This is a genomic window from Proteus hauseri (assembly GCF_004116975.1).
Taxonomy (GTDB): Bacteria; Pseudomonadota; Gammaproteobacteria; order Enterobacterales; family Enterobacteriaceae; genus Proteus; species Proteus hauseri.
The window spans coordinates 3,300,140-3,318,401 of the sequence record NZ_CP026364.1; the positions used below are offsets into that span (position 1 = coordinate 3,300,140).

The following is an 18,262-nucleotide window of genomic DNA, read 5'->3' on the forward strand; positions in this document are numbered from 1 at the left end:
ATAATATTGCTGGTCAGCTAAACAGAGAGAAGTATCACTATGGCAACGCAGCGAACTTCAGCATGGTCGCCCTTACGCAATCGTGTATTTTTTATGTTATGGATGGCGACACTATTTTCTAATATTGGTACTTGGATGAACGATGTTGGTGCTGGCTGGCTAATGACTAATTTAAGTCCTGATCCTGTAATGATCGCTGCCATTCAAGCAATGACCACTCTACCTGTGTTCTTGCTCGCACTTCCCGCGGGTGCTATCGCTGATATTTTTGATAAAAGAAAACTACTTATTATCGTTAATATTTTAATGCTTATGGCTGCCGCATTATTAGCCGTGTTAGTTTATTTCAATGTAATTAGTATTGGCTGGTTATTACTCATTACTTTTGTGCTTGGCTCTGGTGCGGCTTTTTTAGGACCTGCATGGCAAGCTATAGTGCCAAGCATTGTTGCGCCAAATGAATTAAAAGCGGGTATTGCCTTAAACAGTATGGGAATTAACATCAGTCGAGCGATAGGACCTGCATTGGCGGGCATATTAATCTCTCAAGTAGGTTTATATCTGCCTTTTTTACTCAATGCATTAAGCTTTATTGCCATTATTTTCGCTGTTTGGTGGTGGAATGGCGAGAAAAAAACGGATGATAAACTGCCAGCAGAATCGGTTATTGCTGCAATGATCTCTGGTCTGCGTTATGCCCGTTATAGTCCGGCTTTGATTAAAACGATCATTCGTGCAGCAAGCTTTTTTGTTTTTGCTAGTGCGTACTGGGCAATGTTGCCTTTGGTTGCTCGGGTTTCGCTTCAAGGTGATGCTACATTATATGGTTTATTAACCACCAGCATTGGTATTGGTGCAGTTTGTGGCGCATTTAGTTTATCGACACTGCGTGAGAAATTCAGCACAAATGCACTTATTGCCTTTGGCACAATAGGTACGGCTCTGGTGTTATTTATTTTTGCCAGCGCGACGTCAAAATACTTAGCAATTTTTTCTAGTCTTTTAGCCGGATTCAGTTGGATAGTTACTTTATCAACATTAATGGTATCCGCCCAAACCGCACTACCTAATTGGGTTAGAGCAAGAGGGTTAGCACTCTATTTAACCGTATTTTCTGGCTCTATGGCATTAGGATCTTTAGTTTGGGGGCAAATTGCATCACACACATCCGTCACTATTGCGTTATTTTCTGCCACTGTCGGTATCATTTTAGTTTGGTTATGTGTATTAAGAGTTAAGCTTGAACATGACAACCTCAATTTACAACACTCTGATCATTTTTCTCTTGCGGATGAATTAATTGAAACAACTGGCGATAAAGACCCCGTGTTAGTTTCAATTCGTTATCATGTGGAAATAGAACATCGTACGCAATTTTTAGCGTTAATGAACCAATTAAAAATTATTCGCTTAAGAGATGGTGGCTATTCTTGGGGATTATTTACCTCTTCAGAGATCCATGAGGGATTTATTGAAACGTTTATGGTGTCTTCGTGGGTAGAGCATCGCCGCCAACACGATAGAGCGACTCTAGATGACAAGCAGTTACAGCAACAACTAGATAAGATTATTAGTAAGAAAAAAGTAACTCATTATTTTTCTGCATTTTCTCACTCAATAGATCCTTCTCTAGATAAATAAGTGTTATTGATATTAGCCCTCCTTATTAAGGTAATCTGTACTTTGATTAGGTGGGCTATATGCATTTTATTGCCTCGGCCGCTGCTTTCTTGTAACCTGCATCGCTTCTTTTACTTCTATTTCATGATGGAAAAAATAATGACAGGACATGTTTCTAAAGATCCATTACATGGCGTGACGCTTGAAATGCAGGTTAATGCCTTAGTGGCTAAACACGGTTGGGCTAAATTAAGTAAGCTGATTAATATCAACTGTTTTAAAAATGATCCAAGTGTGAAATCAAGTTTAAAATTTCTTCGCAGAACGCCGTGGGCACGCGCAGAAGTTGAAGCGTTATATCTTGATTCACTAGAAGACGATATTGATGAGGTTATTGAGGTTATCGATCACCCCGATAGTGATCCTTGGGCAAATAGCCGAGGGAAATAAGTGTTAATATTGATGCTGACAATTTCTGTCACTCTAATGCATTAAGATAAGAATAAATGCAAATCTTAAGGAGTGAGTATGTTTAAGCCAAACAGTATTATTATTTATGCTAAAGATGTTGATAAAAGTACAGATTTTTACGCGAAAATTTTAAAATCGGCACCATTAGAACGTTATCGTGAATTTTCTGTTTTTGCGTTATCTTCAGATTTTATTTTAGGTATTCAATCTAAAACCGGCATCGACCCTAAGCCCCAAGCTCAATTTGGTGGTTTTGAAATTTGTATGTCTGATATAACCTACGATAAAGTAAATAAAATTTATCAACAGTGGTGTGGGCTAAAGGTAGAAATAGAGATGCCACCTAAGCAATTAGACTTTGGCTATACTTTTGTGGCACTTGATCCAGATGGTCATCGATTACGAGTCTGTGCAACAGATACGACAAATGTTGATTAGATATTATTGACATTATTAATGCTATAAAAAGCCAATAACCAACTACATGATTTAAATAACCGACCTAATACTTAGGGGGATATTTCCCCCTATTTGACTTATTTCAGCCTATTACCCATATTATCAATAACCTTTTCACCCTCTTCTTTAGTAAAACTTCCTTGCTGTTTATTGGGCAGAATATCTATTACTGTTTCAGAAGGACGACATAATTTGGTACCTAACGGAGTTACCACAATAGGACGATTAATTAAAATAGGATGCTTTAACATTGCACTAATTAATTGTTCATCGGTTAATGTCGGGTCTTCTAGTTTTAATTGTTCATAAGGTTCAACATTTTTACGTAAAAGAAAGCGCACTGTGACTTTCATCTCTGTAATTAATTTTATCAATTCTGATTTTGTAGGCGGTGTTTCTAAGTAATAAACAATTGTGGGTTCTATACCACTATTTCGTATCATCTCTAAAGTATTACGCGATGTGCCACAGTTTGGATTATGATAAATAGTTATGTTTGTCATATCGTTATTACCATTAATTTAAAAAGACAAACGCAGTGCTAATGCGATTAATGTGACGGTTAAAACAGGAATAGTCATAATAATGCCAGTTTTAAAATAGTAGCCCCATGTAATAGTCATATTCTTTTGTGATAAAACATGTAGCCATAATAACGTCGCTAAACTGCCAATTGGTGTAATTTTAGGACCTAAATCAGCGCCAATCACATTGGCATAAATCATAGCTTGTTGGATCAACCCCGTCGCATTACTCTCTTCTATCGATAAAGCACCAATTAACACAGTTGGCATATTGTTCATCATTGAAGATAAAAATGCAGTGATGAAACCTGTTCCTAATGTGGCAATCCAAAGTCCATTATCAGCTAGGATATTAAGAATTTCTGACAGGTAATGCGTTAGACCTGCATTTCTTAAGCCATAAACCACTAAATACATACCTAAAGAAAAAATAACAATTTGCCACGGTGCACCTTTTAATACTTTGGTGGTGTTGATGACCTTCCCTTTGGCGGCAATAATATACAGTACTAATGCGCCCAAAGCAGCTATCGCACTAATGGGAACACCTAGCGGTTCTAAAACAAAGAAACCCACCAATAAAAGCAATAATACAAACCAACCGGCTTTAAAGGTGGTGTTATCTTTAATGGCTGAAATTGGCGTAGCGAGTTTTAACACATCATAACTTTTAGGAATATCTTTACTGAAAAACCAATGCAACATAATTAACGTAGCCATAATAGCCGCAATATCAACAGGTATCATAATTGAGGCGTATTCGCTGAAGCCAATATGGAAAAAATCAGCAGAAACAATATTCACCAAATTAGAAACAATAAGCGGCAAACTAGCGGTATCAGCAATAAACCCAGCAGCCATAACAAAAGCCAGTGTGGTGCCTTTACTAAAACCAAGCGCTAATAACATCGCAATAACGATAGGCGTTAAAATTAATGCAGCACCATCATTAGCAAATAAAGCTGCAACCACCGCGCCTAGTAAGATTATATAACTAAATAGTAATCGCCCTTTTCCTTTACCCCATTTGGCAACATGTAGCGCGGCCCATTTAAAAAACCCACTTTCATCAAGAAGTAAACTAATAATAATAACGGCAACAAAGGTAGCAGTTGCATTCCAAACAATATTCCACACAATGGGAATATCTTGAAAACTAATTACCCCACAACTAAGCGCTAGTATCGCTCCTAGTGTAGCGCTCCAGCCAATTCCTAATCCTTTAGGTTGCCAAATAACAAAAGTAATAGTGAGAATAAAAATAGATGCTGCAATAAGCATAATAAATCTCGATTAAAAGGTGTATTTAGATACTTGACTCATTTGTTATATATGTAAAATCATATATGTTTAGTTAAAAATTTAATTGGAGCAACTGTACATCGAATCTTTGTTTTCTATCGCTTTTAGTAAAAGAGATACTCTGCTTTTTTCTATCGCATAAGTTAGTTCAATAATATTTTTTACCCAAGGCAACAATGTTGGAGAAAGTCGATAATGAACCCATTTACCCTGTTTAGAATCGAGTAATAATCCTGAACCACGTAACATAGCAAGATGACGAGATGTTTTAGGTTGAGATAAATTTAACGCAGTATAAATATCACAAACACAAAGCTCGCCAGAAGCTTTTAATAGTAAAACAATATTTAGTCTTGTTTGATCACTTAATAGTTTATACAGTTGTAGTGGTTCCATTTTTAGTCCTTTGCTCCTTTATTACCTTACTATATAAGGTACACTTGAAAAACACATGCGTCAAAACATATATAACGTTAAATATATTATCTGTGATTTTACTCAATTTCGATTTTAGATCACAGCCAATAAAAAAGCAGAGCAATTTTTTGATTGGCTTTTAGCTAGACGTTAGGAGAGTTATAAACTGTTTTTCTGAACACTGTATTTTTTATTTATCTCTATATTCCTTTGATGTGATACCAAATTCTTTTTTAAAAATAGAGTAAAAATATTGCAAAGAAGGATAATCACACATTACAGAGATCTCTTGTATTGCTAGCGTGGTTGTCGTTAATAAATTTTAAGCCCGCTTGAGTTTTTCTTCATCAATAACCGTATGAATCGTTTTACTCACCTCTTTTTTAAAACGTTGCTCTAAATTAGAACGTGACATATTCACAGTTTCTAATACCTGTTCTGTTTTTATGCTTTTGCAGGCATTGTAATAGATATAGAGGATGGCTTGAATAGCCGTGGGATCGTTAAAAGAGTGAAAATTTATTGAACGACGTTCTACAATTTTAACTGGGGGAACTAATATTCTTTGTCGTTTATCTATTTGTTGCGCTTCTAAAGACTGGTGTAAAAGCTTTGCCGCTAAATATCCCATTTGTCTTGAGCCTTGTACAACCAATGAAAGTGCAATTCGTGATAAATAGCGCGTCATATCTTCATCATCAATACCAATAATGCTGATCTCTTTTGGCACATTAATATTTAAATTGTCGCAAACTTGTAGTAAATGACGGGCTCTTGCGTCCGTTACTGTAATAATACCTGTTTGTGGTGGCAGAGTTTGTATTCAATTAGATAAACATTTTGTGCGTGTTGCCAGTTCTCTTGCGTAATATCTATTCCGTTATAAACAATACCAGGGTATTTTTCTAATGTGACCAATTGGCGAAAAGCATATTCTCTTTCAGTGGGTTATTTTGTTGTTAGTGAAAAATTTCCACATAACACTGATAATGCTGTGCATAGTTTTTGCCATGCGCTACCTAATACGTGGCATTTAATGTCAGTAATGTTAAGTGCAGCATCTTGTCTTGATTGGGTTTGTCAATTAACAGGTATTGATAATGTGGGTGCGATGTTTGAAGAAATAGAGCACCCCCTAGCGAGCACGTCGCTATTATTTTTACTTTACCTTTCTGGTGAACGGACACCTTATAATAATCCTAATGAAAAAGGTGTTTTTGGGGATTAACTCATGAGCATCAACGCGCTGATTTATGCCAATCAGTGCTAGTAGAGTTTAATTGCTTTATTAATAATTCAAACAATCAACAACACAAAAATAAACTAAAAATAAAACCTAGCCCCGAAAAGTTTCAGGGCAAATAAATAGGTTAGCGGTATCCACGGCTATGGTTGTTAGAAGACCAGCTATAGGTTTCATCACTTGGAACAAGTTTATCTTTTTTCTTTTGGGCGCGTACTTTCTTGGTGGCTTTTTCAACTTCGAGGGAGATTTCGGTAATAATGGCGTCTTTGACTTTATTCATTTCTGAGTTAGTTAATTCACGACCTAATTTCTTTCTTTCTTGTCCTATCCTGGTTTTCACTCTCATCTGTTGGGCATCAGTCATTTCTTGCATTGTCAGTTTTTTCATTAAATTACCCTACTTATGTTGAGTTATGAGTAGATAATATAACATCATTGAAATAGCTAACAATAATTAAATTTTTTAATTTAAGGTACTGAAGTTAGTATTTTTACTAACTCATTATTTAACAATAATCTTATGCACTACGAGATGAATAACGTAATGCATAATTCATTAAAGATAAATAGATTTAACCGACTAAATTAATTGAAGAAATGTCGTTTTAAAGCTATCAATATCTTCTTGTGTTGTTGCCCATGAAGTACAAAGACGTAAACAACTTAAATTAGGATCTTCTAATAAAACGCGATGAAAAACAAATTGCTGAGTAAGTTTATCAGCAATAGCATTTGGTAAAATAACAAACACTTGGTTAGATTCAGGTGGTGCTAAGAAGTCAAACCCTTGCTCAATGAAAAAACCAGCTAGCTGAGTTGCCATCTCATTAATATGTTTGCCTAGCTTAAAATAGAGGTCATCATTAAATAACGCATAAAATTGAGCACCTAATAACCAACCTTTTGCTTGTAATCCCCCTTTTTGTTTCAAGCTAAACCGAAAGTCCGATTTTAATGCTGGATTATTGATAACTAATGCTTCAGCAGACATGGCACCAATTTTTGTTCCACCAATATAAAACGCATCGGTAAGTGCGGCGATATCCTCAATGGTGAGATCACTTTCTGATGACATCAATCCACCAGCTAAACGAGCTCCATCAAGATATAGCCATAAATTATATTCATCACAAAATTGGCGTAAAGCTTGAATTTCGGCCTTGCGATACACAGTACCGATTTCTGTTGCATTGGTAATATAAACCAGCTTGGGCTGCACCCAATGCTCATCATTATGTTCAGCAATGATTGGTTTAAGAAGGTCGGGGGTTAATTTACCATCGGCAGAAAAAGTGGTAATGACTTTATGCCCTGTAGCCTCGATTGCCCCAGTTTCATGGGTAGCAATATGCCCCGTGCTTACTGATATAACCGCCTGATGAGGGCGTAAGAAATGCGATATCGCTGTTAAATTGGTAATAGTACCGCCATTAAAAAAATGAATATCAGCATCAGCTTTTTGTATGCGTTGTTTTATTAATTCAGCAGCTTGATGACATAGTTTATCCATACCATAGCCATCATAGCGTTGTCCCACCATATCGGTGATCACCTTCATGACCGCAGGATGTGCAATTTCGTTATAGTCATTTTGAAAGCGGTACATGTGTACTCCTGTTGTATAAAATTTTTATATGTTGTGTCGTTTTATATCTAAAATAAAAAGCGCCTATACACACTCAATATAGTATTGAATACAATAGACGCCTTAATATATTGATAAAACCAATTATTTTAAACTGCTTATTTAAAGTTACTCATTTAAAGCAAATATCACCCCAACGAGCAAGGCCCGCAGTTACAGAACCAAAATCATTTCCTTTAACTATCGGGATATTAGGTAATTGCTGCTGTATTGCTTGGCATAATACAGGTGAACGCGCTGAACCTCCGGTCATAAAAATGACATCAGGTTTTATCCCCCCTTGCTGAACAGCATTATTGACTAACTCAATCATTTTGCTTTTTGGTGATTCTATCGCATCGATCATTTGCTGATGCTCAATATTAACTTCAAGCGTTTCACTGAGTAATTTAATATTTGCTATATAGTCAGGAGAATCTGATAACGCAATTTTAGCTTCTTCAGCGCGCCGAACTAGGCTATAACCCAAGGTTTCATTATAAACTTCAATTAAACGAGTTATTTTTTCTGGCTCTTGAGCATCGCGTTTTAATTGGTTTAATACAGCCAAATTCTGACGAGAATAGAAGTTTTTTTGTGCTTCAACGTTATTTATCGCAATAGGATCCCAAAAATGCATCAGTGGCAATTGAATGCCAGATAACATTGAACCGGTCATGCCAAAATGAGGCATTAATTGTTTAAATGCGAGATAAATATCAAGGTCATTACCGCCAACACGCTGCCCACTATGAGCAAGTAATGTATTTGAACGATCTGTTTTGCCTCGATAACTCGGCCCCATTTGAATTAACGAACAATCTGTTGTACCACCACCAATATCTACAACCAATACAGTTTGGTCTTTTTCTAATGAGGCTTCGTATTCCAATCCCGCAGCGACAGGTTCAAATTCAAACATAACATTCTTAAAACCAGCACGTTTAGCTGCACGAATAAGAATATTTTCAGCTTGTTTATTTGAAGCCTCTCCACCTAGCCCATTAAAGTTAATAGGTTTACCAATAACGGTATCAGTAATCGTTTCTTGCGTACTTTTTTCAGCTTGGTGTTTAATATTTGCCATCATAGCGCAAACTAAATCTTCGAAAAAACTAATTTGAATATCATGCAGGCCTGAAGCACCTAAAAAGGACTTAGGCGATTTAACGTAATAAACATCACGAGGATCACGAAGATATAAACTAAGTGCAGACTGTCCGAACAAAACATCTTCAGGAACTAACTCAATATCTTCATCTCGATTAAAAGCGATTGATTTTCGCAGTAATTGCTCACCTATCTCACTTGAAGGTTTGATATTTAAATGGCGAAATAAGTGCTCAGAAACAGATTCACGGGTAGGCGCACAAAGTGTTGATGGAATATAAAAATCATCACCTTCTAAAGGCAAAAGGGTTGGCTTTCCCTCTTTCATTATCGCAACAGAACAATTTGACGTTCCGTAATCAAAGCCAATAAACATTCAGCCTCCCCAGCTAGACTTAGTATGAAAAAAAAGACTGAAAACTCTACCCCATGCTTCAAACAATTACCAAGATTTTTTGCTTAAAATATTTTAAGAAAGCAATAAAAATACGGTAAGCACATTTATGCTCTATTTACTTTCGACCCTAAAGGAAAAGCGTATAAAATTATGCTATTGACTCAATAAGTGAGGACATAAAATGAATAAATTGTGGGTATATTGCTAATTATTACGACTGTATGGATCAGGTTTACGAAAAACAAATAAAACCAAAAATAATTGCAGGGGCTATTCCCTGCAAAAATCATCGAGTTAAATAAAAAAATCGGATGGTAAATACTTATGGATTGGTTTGTCACAACTCAGTGTTGTTAGTGTATTTTGTGTTAACCCTCCCAAATAGCAATCCAACGAATCAGTAAACAAATGAAATAAACACCCTATTGCAATCGCTTTAAATTTCCATGAAGGAATAAATAGTAACGCAAAATAAACTATCGCAGCCCAGATTGTATGCAAAGGATGAAACCCAACACTACAGCGATTAGGATCAAAAATAGGGGTTGCTAACAGGTGGTCAGCATCGATTACCATTGTTGATATCATTAATATCGAAGCTACCTTCCAGTTTTTGCGCCAAAATAAATAACCAAACAATATGGGCACTAAAAAATGTAGGCTGTAGTGTAAAACCGTTCTAATTATTTCAAATATCACAAAAACCTCGAAATTTAAAAATTATTTATTAATTATTACTCAGTAACTTGTAGTCTCAGATTTTTAAACTAAATTATAAGGAGATTGTTAAATTAAGGAATATGATAATGAAGTTTAATAAAATATTAAGTTGTTTACTCCCCTCGTTACTTGCTGTTTCTTTAACAAGCGAAGCCTGCTCTAGTTTAGCTATAACAGATAAAAAAAATAATGTTTATCAAGGCAGAACATTAGAATTGTCATCTGAGCTACCGTCATGGGTTTCTTATTATCCACAAAATACACAATTCACAAAATTAGCCCCTAATGGTGAGAAAGGTCTAAGTTATAGTGCTAAATATGACATATTAGCGATTACTACAGATATCTATTTTGATGGTGGTGACCATAATTTACTACAAGGTCTTAATAGTGCAGGACTATCATTTAGCGCCAATATGATAACAGAAGCAGAATTATCCCCTATTGAACCTAAAAATTACGATAAATCTATTCCTGTTATCTCTATTGGTGAATGGGCATTAGCTAATTTCTCGACTGTTGAAGAAGTGCAAAAAGCGGTTGAGTCCGGCTATTTTTGGGCTCCTGTATTAACAAATTTTGGTAATTTAAAATCTCCTTTCCATTATGCGTTTCATGATAAAAATGGCGGTAGTATTGTTGTTGAGGCTTTAAATGGTCAATTACATGTATATCAAAATCCAACTCGCGCAATGACAAATGGGCCTGATTTTCCTTGGCATTTAACCAATCTGAATAATTTTAGTCAATTAACCAATATTGACAGATCATCAGCAGTTTTAGGAAATATAAAAGTTATACAACCTGATAGTGGTATTGCAGTATCGAGTTTACCTTCATCAGATACTTCTGTAGGACGTTTTGTTCGTGCTGTTTATTTCTCAACATATGCACCTAAAGCAGATTCCACACAAGAAGCGATGAATACACTCGCACATATTATGAATCGTTTTGATAGAACCAAAAATATAACAGCAGATGTTATGGGAGAGAGCCAAAGTACTAGCAAAGAGCTTCAAACGGAATATACCGTTTGGACCAGTCTATCGGATTTAACTAATGGTGTGATGCAGGTAAGAGGCTATAACGATATCAACTATGCTGAATACTCTCTTGCGCAATTTAACAATTCAAGTAAACCTGTTTTTGAAAAGATTAATGTGAAGAAATAACATTTTTTTATCATCGTATTAGAGGTAAAAAACTATTTTGTTAAAAATGCCTCTAATACGATAACGTAGCAAATTGCACGCAGTGTTACACAAAGAATTAATGAGATGTTGTATTAGGTAAACTATTATCAATTTCACCTAATGAAAATGCTAAATCAACCGCAGCAATTAATGAACTAGTATAAGAATCTATATTCGCTATTTGAGCATTTAATAAAGCAATTTCTGCAGTATTAATCTCTGTCACTGTCCCTAATCCATTATTATAGAAATCAACACTTGCGGTGTAACTTAATTGTGTTGTATCCATTAAGTTTTTAGACGCTTTATTCGCTTCCAGCGCAGATTTTAATGTATTTTCACTAATGGTAATTTCTCTTATCGCGATATCTTGGCTTTTACGTAGATTCTCTTGTGCTAATACAATATCTGATTGTGCATTTTTCATACGTGATTGTCGCATTCCCCCTTCATATAATGGGATGCTAACACCAATAAGAATATTCGATGATGACGTATGTTGATTAATATCCGGTAAACCTTGTACATCCAAACTACCGGTTCCCCCTGCAATACCCCCTGCTAGGTAAATTTTAGGAAAATAATCAGATTCTACTGAGCGAGCTGTTTTAACCGCGGCTTGTGTTAATTCATAATGCGCTAAAATATCGGGACGTTGTGATAGCGCTTTTTTAATCATATCGTGAGTTAATGGTGAAATATCATCAGGTAACACATATTCGTCACTATAGTCTATATTGAACTTTTGAAATGGCGATATACCAACAGTTGATAACAATATCTGATATTGATCTTTTTCATGTCCCTTTGCTAAGACATTTTGTAATTCAACTTGTGCAACTTGTTGTTTGGCTAATGCTACATCCAGTACAGTTGCTAATCCCCTAGCTCGTTTTTGCTCAATCGCATTCAAAATATCCTTACTTCTTTGTAGTGATTGAGATGTAATATCTATTTTTTTCTTTGCTGCACCATAGTTAAAATAAGCAACGGAAACATCGTGAATAATTTTTTGATGCATTAGATTAAAATTAAGATTTGTTGCTAAAGAAGCATGCTTTGCTGCATCTACTAATGCTGAACGTTTACCAAAATCGAAAATCAGCCATCTAAAGGTAAGCGCAGGAATAAAAGCACTGTTTGTTGTTTTTACATCATCAATAATAGGATTTTCAGGTAGGTTTATTTTTCCTCTTTGATATCCTCCTAATGCGCTTGCAGTGATAACAGGTAAATAGGTACTCTCCACCATACCGATATCTGTTGCCGATTTTTTGGCTAACTCCCATGCGATACGTGTTTCAGGATTATTTTGTTGCCCAAGATCAATAAGGTCAGCTAACCCGTAATTCGCTTTTAATGATGTATTTTTGTCTAAGAATTGTTCAGCAGAAGAGGACATATATTTTGCATTATCATACGGCATCGATTGTTGAGAATAGTATTTAAATGAATCACTTGTATCAATACAGCCAACAAGTAATAGGCTTAATAAAGAGGACAGTATCTGCTTTTTATTATTAATCACTGATTTTATCATCATTACTTTTCTCTTATTAAATTTTTAAATACAAGTTCTCTTTCATCAGTAGATAACATCTTCATCTCTTCATTTAAAATAGATGCTTTAAAATTATCTTTTGACTCTCTCTTTAAATTTACATCTAAATCTTCGATGTCGTTTTTATCATTAAAGAAAAACCTTTGCGAATAATCATGGCGACTTATATAAGAAATCTTACTTAATGCTTCTTCAAAAAACAGAATTAATTCTTTATTTTTTTCATTATTTTCTTTTTCAAAAAGAAATAAATTAATATTGTCTTTTAATTTTGAGATTGTTTCATTGATAGATGAAACTAAATTTAACATTTCATTTTTATTAGATGAAAATTTCAAATCAGTATAATTATCTAAAACAGTAGTAAGCTGTTTATATATTGTATTAACAATACTTGTTGGCCATACTCGAGTGAAAATAATATACATCACAATATTGCCTAGTAAGATACCCAATATTCTATCTGAAACAACATCCATATCAAAACTTGGTTTAAATCCATGTAATACGGTAAGCAAAAATGCTAAACCAATTTGAACGCCAGCATAAGAGATCCGCTCATTGCCTGCTGCAATCCAAGCTGCGGGTAATATACAGAAAAAGATTAATATCATTAGCTGAAAAATATCAGATAGATTAGGGATAATATACAGTAGCGAAACCATACCAATTACCGCACCGATTAAACAACCAATAATCCGTAATGTCAGTTTGTGAACTGTTTCCCCTACAGTGGTTAACGCGACAACATAACAAGTGATCATCGCAGTATGAATACCCTGCCACTTAAAATAATCATAAAATATATAGCATAAAATAGCCGCTAACGTTGTTTTAATAGCAAAGTATTTATGATTAGGATTTGTAAACGCATCTTTCACAAAAAAATTATTTTCTTTCTTTTCCGGTTTTATCGTTCTTTTTTCAACAAGTATCTCATCAAATTTATTTAGTAAATAGAGGCTATTTTTGGATGTTAAGGCAGATATATTAGTTGTTTGCTCTATTTTTTCTAATTGATGATGAGTAAAACAATTAGCAATATATGTACTTCTTTTAGATAAAAGAATACGAATTGATGCTGGCGTGTTATCCGCTAGGCTTAATGACATGATTAATATTTGATACGAATTATCAATCATATTTTCAAGCCATTTAATATCTTCTTTTCCTTTTAAATGAAATATTTTAATAAACATTAAGTAACGTTTACATTCTGTTTGTGTACTCAGTATTTCACTTTTTTCAAATTGGTTTGCTTTCTTACCCAAAAAGAAATCACTAGCGGTTAAAAATCGAGTGGAAATTTTATTTAAGAGTAATGTATTAGGACTAATGCCTAAGAAAAAATTAAATAAAATGACTAATAACATTGGTGATACAGCCATTAATAATGCATATAACAACCCTCTTGTAGCTGCATCACCAAATGGAACGTCTTCTATTAAAGTCATTAAAAATGCGATAACAAGAGCAACTAGATTACCTATATCACCAAGACTACTGGCAGATGCTAAATACATAAATATGGCTGAGAATAAAGCCATAAAGAAAAAACGTAAAATTATATTTTGAATTGTGAGGTTAAAAAGAAAAAACACAACACAGACGACAATAGAACATAAAATAATGACACCAAGAGAGAGTAAGATATTTTGTACGGCATCAGCTTTTATTAAATATATAATTAAATAACAGCTGATTGCAGACTCCGGAATTTCATAAATCATCGCGATGACGGCCATTAAGGCGCAAAGTAATGCTATACGCCAAGTAGTCGCAAAGCGATAATCAAATGGAAGCAAATCTTTTTTTATTTGCTTAGCTATTAGTGAAGATTTAGCAATCATCATCTTTAGATATAATATTTACAGTTGCTGTTGCACCAACACGCATAAGGTCTTCTTGCGGTTCAGTAATAACTACCTTAACTGGAAAACGCTGTTCAACACGCACCCAATTTAAAGACTTAGGAACATAAGGTAAATCTCGTGGGACATTAATAAGGTCGGTAGACATAACGCCACGGCTAATTCCCTCTACTCTCCCTTTAATTGGACGTTTATTATCAATCATGGAGTAAATAACAACACAGCTGCCAACCTGAATGTTATTTAAATCTGTTTCTTTAAAATAAGCGCTCGCAAACCAAGTATCAGTATCAATTAATGTAAATATAGATTGTCCTGAAATAACAAACTCACCTGGTGATAAAGTCAATCCAGCAATATAACCATTACTTGGTGCTCTGACCTCTGTATTACTCAACTCCCATTCAGCCATTTCTAATGAAATTTTTAATGATTTTACGAGAGCCTCTTCTGAATCAGTGTTATTTATTAATGCTTCTGAGGCCGTATTTTGTTTCTGTGCTTGCTTTAAACTGACTTGTGCATCGTGTTTTAATGTTCTGGCATCATCAACTTGTTGTGCAGTAACAAAACCTTTTGCTAATAAAGGCTCTAATCGATTAAGTGATTGTGTTGCAAGTGATAAATTTACTTGTGCACGTTTTATTTGAGCCTCAGCTACTTCTGAATTTGAGGTTTCAGCTATAATAACCCGCTGTTTATTGCTGAGTGCAGCCTCTGCGATAAGCAATTGTTCTTTCGCTTGTTCGACCCTTAGTGCATACATCGTTGGCTCAATGGTAAAAAGAAGATCACCTTTATTAATATGGCTATTTTCTTTTACATAAATTGAGCTAATACGCCCAGGAACAGTGGATGATATATTAATTTTATTTGCATCAATGATAGCATCTTCACTTAGCGGATTTAGTGCGGATAATTGGAGGCTTTTCCACAATAAAAGTAGCGTAATCACAAAAATAATAACGGTGATAATGCGTGCCAGGTTCTTTTTGATTTTTTTATTCATAATTTAATGAGCAAAATAAAGTAAAGAGATAGTTAAAGAAATTGATAACAATATCGCAAAATAAAATAACAAAGGTAGCGGTAATTTATCATCAATTCCACAATAGATAAGAAGTACTCGTATACCAAAAGCCCCTAATAAGCCAATAAAGGTGCATAACATCCAATAGGGGAAATAAGCTCCTAACATAGCAATAAAAGGAGAATGGCTTTGAGAACAACCCGTTAATAGTAGCGTTATCATGCTTAAGCTGATAACACGATAATGTTTTCTAATTAAGTTCAAGATAATGCACCCATCACTTTATGATAAAATTTATTATTCGCTTTAAATACTATAGCGCTTTTTATTTACTGTGTGTAATTAGTTGAGCAATCTTAAAAAAATAGCATAAAATTAGAGGAATAAATATTTTTACATAAACTGTTCCTTATATTTCTTTTAGATTAGGATTTAATTTCGATAGAGTAATATCACTGAAAAATAGACATATGAGTATTAAAACAACATACCTAATGTTCTCATTAACGTGAACATTTCGTGTCATCGCGACCTATTAAGAGTATAGTAACCAATCCTTTAGTCTGATTAGATACCACAGTTTTTATTATGGAATTAGCCTCTACAGCTCAAAATATCCGAAACATTCTTGCTAGCGAAACACCCATTATAGATGTACGTGCACCCATCGAATTTAATCAAGGCTCAATGCCAGCAGCGATTAATCTACCGTTAATGAACGATGAAGAACGAGCTGCCGTAGGGACTTGTTATAAACAACATGGTTCACAAAAGGCAGTAGAATTAGGTCATCAATTAGTTAATGGTGATATTCGAGCTAATCGATTAGCGGCATGGAAAGCAGCATGTGAGCGTTTTCCTAATGGGTATATTTGTTGTGCGCGTGGAGGAATGCGTTCTCATATAGTTCAAAAATGGCTAAAAGACATAGGTATTGATTTTCCATTGATAGAAGGTGGATATAAAACGTTAAGGCAAGCCGCTATTGAGATAACTAATGAATTAGTACAACGCCCTATTGTGCTCATTGGTGGTTGTACTGGTAATGGTAAGACAACATTAGTTAGAGCCTTATCTGAAGGTATTGATTTAGAAGGATTTGCACACCACCGAGGGTCATCCTTTGGCCGAACTTTACAAGAGCAGTTTCCCCAGGCAACGTTTGAAAACCATCTTGCCGTTGAAATGCTTAAAAAATCTCAGCAAAATAACCGTTGGGTGTTAGAAGATGAAGGCCGTGCTATTGGTGCTAATGGATTGCCTGAAAGTTTACGTGTTCAGATGGCAAATGCGTCATTAGTTATTGTTGAAGATCCCTTTGAACGACGCATTGAACGATTAAAAGAAGAGTATTTTGATCGAATGACGCATGATTTCTTGGCTGCTTATGGCGAAGCTAAAGGTTGGGAAGCTTATAGCGAATATTTACATCATGGTTTATTTGCTATTCGTCGTCGATTAGGTTCTCAACGTGCGGCAGAACTAACGCAATTATTAGATAATGCCTTGATAGAACAGAGAGCAAGTGGTAATACTGAAGTCCACTTTGCTTGGTTAATACCATTACTTAATGAATATTATGATCCTATGTATCGTTATCAATTAAGTAAAAAAGAAGACAAAATTATTTATCGTGGAACGTATGAAGAAGTGATGCAGTGGTTAGAAAATAAGTAATTTCTTTATTATTTTCCATTATTAATAACTAAGGTATCTGTTACTAATCGATAAAATTAATGTCCACAAGCGCAATGTGCTGCACCTATTTAAGGTGCAGTTCTTATTTTAATCTTTGTTATGACGACATAACAAAATCCCTACAATTATTATCATGCCAAAGAAAAAAGGCACAGAGAGAGAAAGCTCAAGAAATATAAAACGATTAATATTTATCCCATATCCTTTATCTGAAAATTTTAATGCTAAAGGTAATGCGCATAATCCTGAAATTCCCCCTATACCCATTAAACGATAAAGCTTAATCCGATTTTCTTTTTTGCTTTGTAGATCTTGTTTTCGCTGATATTGGATATATTTCCAACATAAATAGAGCAAGCCTAATACAGAACCAAGATGCTGGAGTATTTTATAAATAGCCAGTTCTTGCCCATTCGTCATTCCCTGCCAAATATGTGTTTGCAATACCGATAAAAGCCTTACAGCGGTACCTGTTTCATGTGTAAATGAATCCCATACAATATGAGTCAATGCGCCAATATATAGAGATAATAGAAAGATCCCTAGATCTCCTAGAGTAAATTGCATGGGATTATTTAATGGGATCGGTGATACACATTTTAATGGATATCGTAATAAATAATTTAAGATAAAAATCAGCAAACACAATGGTAATGCAGTATAAAACCAACCTAAAAGATGGTGAGCTGTTGCTGATGCTTGATATAAGCCAAAAGAATAAAGTAAATCAGGTGAAGTACTTCCTACAATTAAAGCAGGTAAATTGAGATTTTTTCCTATTCGAGATTGTTTCAATGGAAAAACAATAGCTGGGTGTGAAAACGTCCAAGGCATAGGAGTATCTCTAATTAAAATTTAAGGGGTTAGTTTGGTGTCACTTTATCAGCAAATTAGCTAGGTTTTATCTGAGTTCTCTGCGGTGAGATAATAGTCATCAATAGCGTATTATTGCTGATGTTATCAACACACAGTTTTAGCTTTTGGCTTAGAAAAATATAACCCTATTTTGAGTTTTATTC

17 protein-coding genes and 2 pseudogenes are annotated in these 18,262 nt (G+C 34.7%); 6 read left to right on the forward strand and 13 right to left on the reverse strand.

The genetic code is table 11. The annotated features are described in order from the left end of the window. The first annotated feature begins 39 nt into the window (after nt 1-39). The 3 genes from PH4a_RS15115 to PH4a_RS15125 all read left to right on the forward strand — a co-directional run bounded on the left by PH4a_RS15115 (nt 40) and on the right by PH4a_RS15125 (nt 2,529). Complete coding sequence (locus PH4a_RS15115; RefSeq protein ID WP_129040877.1) at nt 40-1,641, forward strand: MFS transporter; 1,602 nt, start codon at nt 40-42, stop codon at nt 1,639-1,641. Between the two features lie 138 nt (nt 1,642-1,779). Continuing rightward, complete coding sequence (locus PH4a_RS15120) at nt 1,780-2,070, forward strand: VF530 family protein (protein ID WP_129040879.1); 291 nt, start codon at nt 1,780-1,782, stop codon at nt 2,068-2,070. A 78-nt stretch (nt 2,071-2,148) separates the two neighbouring features. After that, the gene (locus PH4a_RS15125; protein ID WP_129040881.1) at nt 2,149-2,529 is read left to right on the forward strand and encodes a VOC family protein; all 381 of its coding nucleotides are present in this window, start codon (nt 2,149-2,151) and stop codon (nt 2,527-2,529) included. A gap of 98 nt (nt 2,530-2,627) precedes the next feature. On the opposite strand, the gene arsC is transcribed toward PH4a_RS15125, so the two are convergent. The 4 genes and pseudogenes from arsC to PH4a_RS15145 form a co-directional block, all read right to left on the reverse strand. After that, entirely contained in the window at nt 2,628-3,053 is a 426-nt protein-coding gene (gene arsC, locus PH4a_RS15130; RefSeq protein ID WP_129040883.1) for a glutaredoxin-dependent arsenate reductase, read from the reverse strand. An 18-nt stretch (nt 3,054-3,071) separates the two neighbouring features. Continuing rightward, nucleotides 3,072-4,355, reverse strand: coding sequence for an arsenic transporter (locus tag PH4a_RS15135; RefSeq protein WP_129040885.1), 1,284 nt, complete (start codon nt 4,353-4,355; stop codon nt 3,072-3,074). 81 nt (nt 4,356-4,436) lie between these two features. Then, complete coding sequence (locus PH4a_RS15140; RefSeq protein WP_129040888.1) at nt 4,437-4,772, reverse strand: metalloregulator ArsR/SmtB family transcription factor; 336 nt, start codon at nt 4,770-4,772, stop codon at nt 4,437-4,439. A 211-nt stretch (nt 4,773-4,983) separates the two neighbouring features. After that, nucleotides 4,984-5,735, reverse strand: a pseudogene (locus tag PH4a_RS15145) (AraC family transcriptional regulator); the annotation flags it as partial. A 7-nt stretch (nt 5,736-5,742) separates the two neighbouring features. Here PH4a_RS15145 and PH4a_RS15150 point away from each other — a divergent pair. Continuing rightward, a pseudogene (locus PH4a_RS15150) lies at nt 5,743-6,062 on the forward strand (FGGY-family carbohydrate kinase); the annotation flags it as partial. Between the two features lie 101 nt (nt 6,063-6,163). Here PH4a_RS15150 and PH4a_RS15155 read toward each other — a convergent pair. From PH4a_RS15155 to PH4a_RS15170, 4 genes are all read right to left on the reverse strand, one after another. After that, nucleotides 6,164-6,427 (reverse strand): YjbD family protein, encoded by a 264-nt coding sequence (locus PH4a_RS15155; RefSeq protein ID WP_064719893.1) that lies wholly within the window; start codon nt 6,425-6,427, stop codon nt 6,164-6,166. Nucleotides 6,428-6,619: 192 nt separating this feature from the next. After that, nucleotides 6,620-7,645: a threonine aldolase family protein gene (locus PH4a_RS15160; RefSeq protein ID WP_129040890.1), complete on the reverse strand. Its 1,026-nt coding sequence runs from the start codon at nt 7,643-7,645 to the stop codon at nt 6,620-6,622. 151 nt (nt 7,646-7,796) lie between these two features. Continuing rightward, nucleotides 7,797-9,149 carry a molecular chaperone gene (gene yegD, locus PH4a_RS15165; RefSeq protein ID WP_129040892.1) on the reverse strand — a complete coding sequence of 451 codons (1,353 nt, stop codon included), beginning with the start codon at nt 9,147-9,149 and terminating at the stop codon, nt 7,797-7,799. A 315-nt stretch (nt 9,150-9,464) separates the two neighbouring features. Further along, the gene (locus PH4a_RS15170; protein WP_129040894.1) at nt 9,465-9,869 is read right to left on the reverse strand and encodes a DUF6122 family protein; all 405 of its coding nucleotides are present in this window, start codon (nt 9,867-9,869) and stop codon (nt 9,465-9,467) included. 104 nt (nt 9,870-9,973) lie between these two features. Here PH4a_RS15170 and PH4a_RS15175 point away from each other — a divergent pair, with 104 nt between their 5' ends. Further along, complete coding sequence (locus tag PH4a_RS15175; RefSeq protein WP_244212976.1) at nt 9,974-11,062, forward strand: linear amide C-N hydrolase; 1,089 nt, start codon at nt 9,974-9,976, stop codon at nt 11,060-11,062. Nucleotides 11,063-11,159: 97 nt separating this feature from the next. On the opposite strand, the gene PH4a_RS15180 is transcribed toward PH4a_RS15175, so the two are convergent. The 4 genes from PH4a_RS15180 to PH4a_RS15195 are packed head-to-tail and all read right to left on the reverse strand — an operon-like array spanning nt 11,160 to nt 15,809. Then, nucleotides 11,160-12,626 carry a TolC family protein gene (locus tag PH4a_RS15180; RefSeq protein ID WP_129040898.1) on the reverse strand — a complete coding sequence of 489 codons (1,467 nt, stop codon included), beginning with the start codon at nt 12,624-12,626 and terminating at the stop codon, nt 11,160-11,162. Next, entirely contained in the window at nt 12,626-14,497 is a 1,872-nt protein-coding gene (locus PH4a_RS15185; protein WP_129040900.1) for an FUSC family protein, read from the reverse strand. The genes PH4a_RS15180 and PH4a_RS15185 overlap by 1 nt, the downstream gene beginning before the upstream one ends. Then, nucleotides 14,484-15,524, reverse strand: a complete 1,041-nt coding sequence (mdtN, locus tag PH4a_RS15190; protein WP_129040902.1) for a multidrug transporter subunit MdtN — start codon at nt 15,522-15,524, stop codon at nt 14,484-14,486. Before mdtN ends, PH4a_RS15185 begins: the two co-directional genes overlap by 14 nt. Before the next feature lie 3 nt (nt 15,525-15,527). Beyond that, entirely contained in the window at nt 15,528-15,809 is a 282-nt protein-coding gene (locus PH4a_RS15195) for a YtcA family lipoprotein (RefSeq protein WP_064719900.1), read from the reverse strand. 324 nt (nt 15,810-16,133) lie between these two features. Here PH4a_RS15195 and mnmH point away from each other — a divergent pair, with 324 nt between their 5' ends. After that, complete coding sequence (gene mnmH, locus PH4a_RS15200) at nt 16,134-17,222, forward strand: tRNA 2-selenouridine(34) synthase MnmH (RefSeq protein WP_129040904.1); 1,089 nt, start codon at nt 16,134-16,136, stop codon at nt 17,220-17,222. Between the two features lie 108 nt (nt 17,223-17,330). Here mnmH and PH4a_RS15205 read toward each other — a convergent pair whose 3' ends face one another. Then, nucleotides 17,331-18,077: a DUF4184 family protein gene (locus PH4a_RS15205; protein WP_129040907.1), complete on the reverse strand. Its 747-nt coding sequence runs from the start codon at nt 18,075-18,077 to the stop codon at nt 17,331-17,333. Between the last annotated feature and the right edge of the window lie 185 nt (nt 18,078-18,262).

Excerpts from the sequence above, each read along its gene's own strand:
- PH4a_RS15115 (WP_129040877.1), top strand. The coding sequence starts at position 40 with ATGGCAACGCAGCGAACTTCAGCATGGTCGCCCTTACGCAATCGTGTA.
- PH4a_RS15120 (WP_129040879.1), top strand. The coding sequence starts at position 1,780 with ATGACAGGACATGTTTCTAAAGATCCATTACATGGCGTGACGCTTGAA.
- PH4a_RS15125 (WP_129040881.1), top strand. The coding sequence starts at position 2,149 with ATGTTTAAGCCAAACAGTATTATTATTTATGCTAAAGATGTTGATAAA.
- arsC (WP_129040883.1), bottom strand. The coding sequence starts at position 3,053 with ATGACAAACATAACTATTTATCATAATCCAAACTGTGGCACATCGCGT.
- PH4a_RS15135 (WP_129040885.1), bottom strand. The coding sequence starts at position 4,355 with ATGCTTATTGCAGCATCTATTTTTATTCTCACTATTACTTTTGTTATT.
- PH4a_RS15140 (WP_129040888.1), bottom strand. The coding sequence starts at position 4,772 with ATGGAACCACTACAACTGTATAAACTATTAAGTGATCAAACAAGACTA.
- PH4a_RS15155 (WP_064719893.1), bottom strand. The coding sequence starts at position 6,427 with ATGAAAAAACTGACAATGCAAGAAATGACTGATGCCCAACAGATGAGA.
- PH4a_RS15160 (WP_129040890.1), bottom strand. The coding sequence starts at position 7,645 with ATGTACCGCTTTCAAAATGACTATAACGAAATTGCACATCCTGCGGTC.
- yegD (WP_129040892.1), bottom strand. The coding sequence starts at position 9,149 with ATGTTTATTGGCTTTGATTACGGAACGTCAAATTGTTCTGTTGCGATA.
- PH4a_RS15180 (WP_129040898.1), bottom strand. The coding sequence starts at position 12,626 with ATGATGATAAAATCAGTGATTAATAATAAAAAGCAGATACTGTCCTCT.
- PH4a_RS15185 (WP_129040900.1), bottom strand. The coding sequence starts at position 14,497 with ATGATGATTGCTAAATCTTCACTAATAGCTAAGCAAATAAAAAAAGAT.
- mdtN (WP_129040902.1), bottom strand. The coding sequence starts at position 15,524 with ATGAATAAAAAAATCAAAAAGAACCTGGCACGCATTATCACCGTTATT.
- mnmH (WP_129040904.1), top strand. The coding sequence starts at position 16,134 with ATGGAATTAGCCTCTACAGCTCAAAATATCCGAAACATTCTTGCTAGC.
- PH4a_RS15205 (WP_129040907.1), bottom strand. The coding sequence starts at position 18,077 with ATGCCTTGGACGTTTTCACACCCAGCTATTGTTTTTCCATTGAAACAA.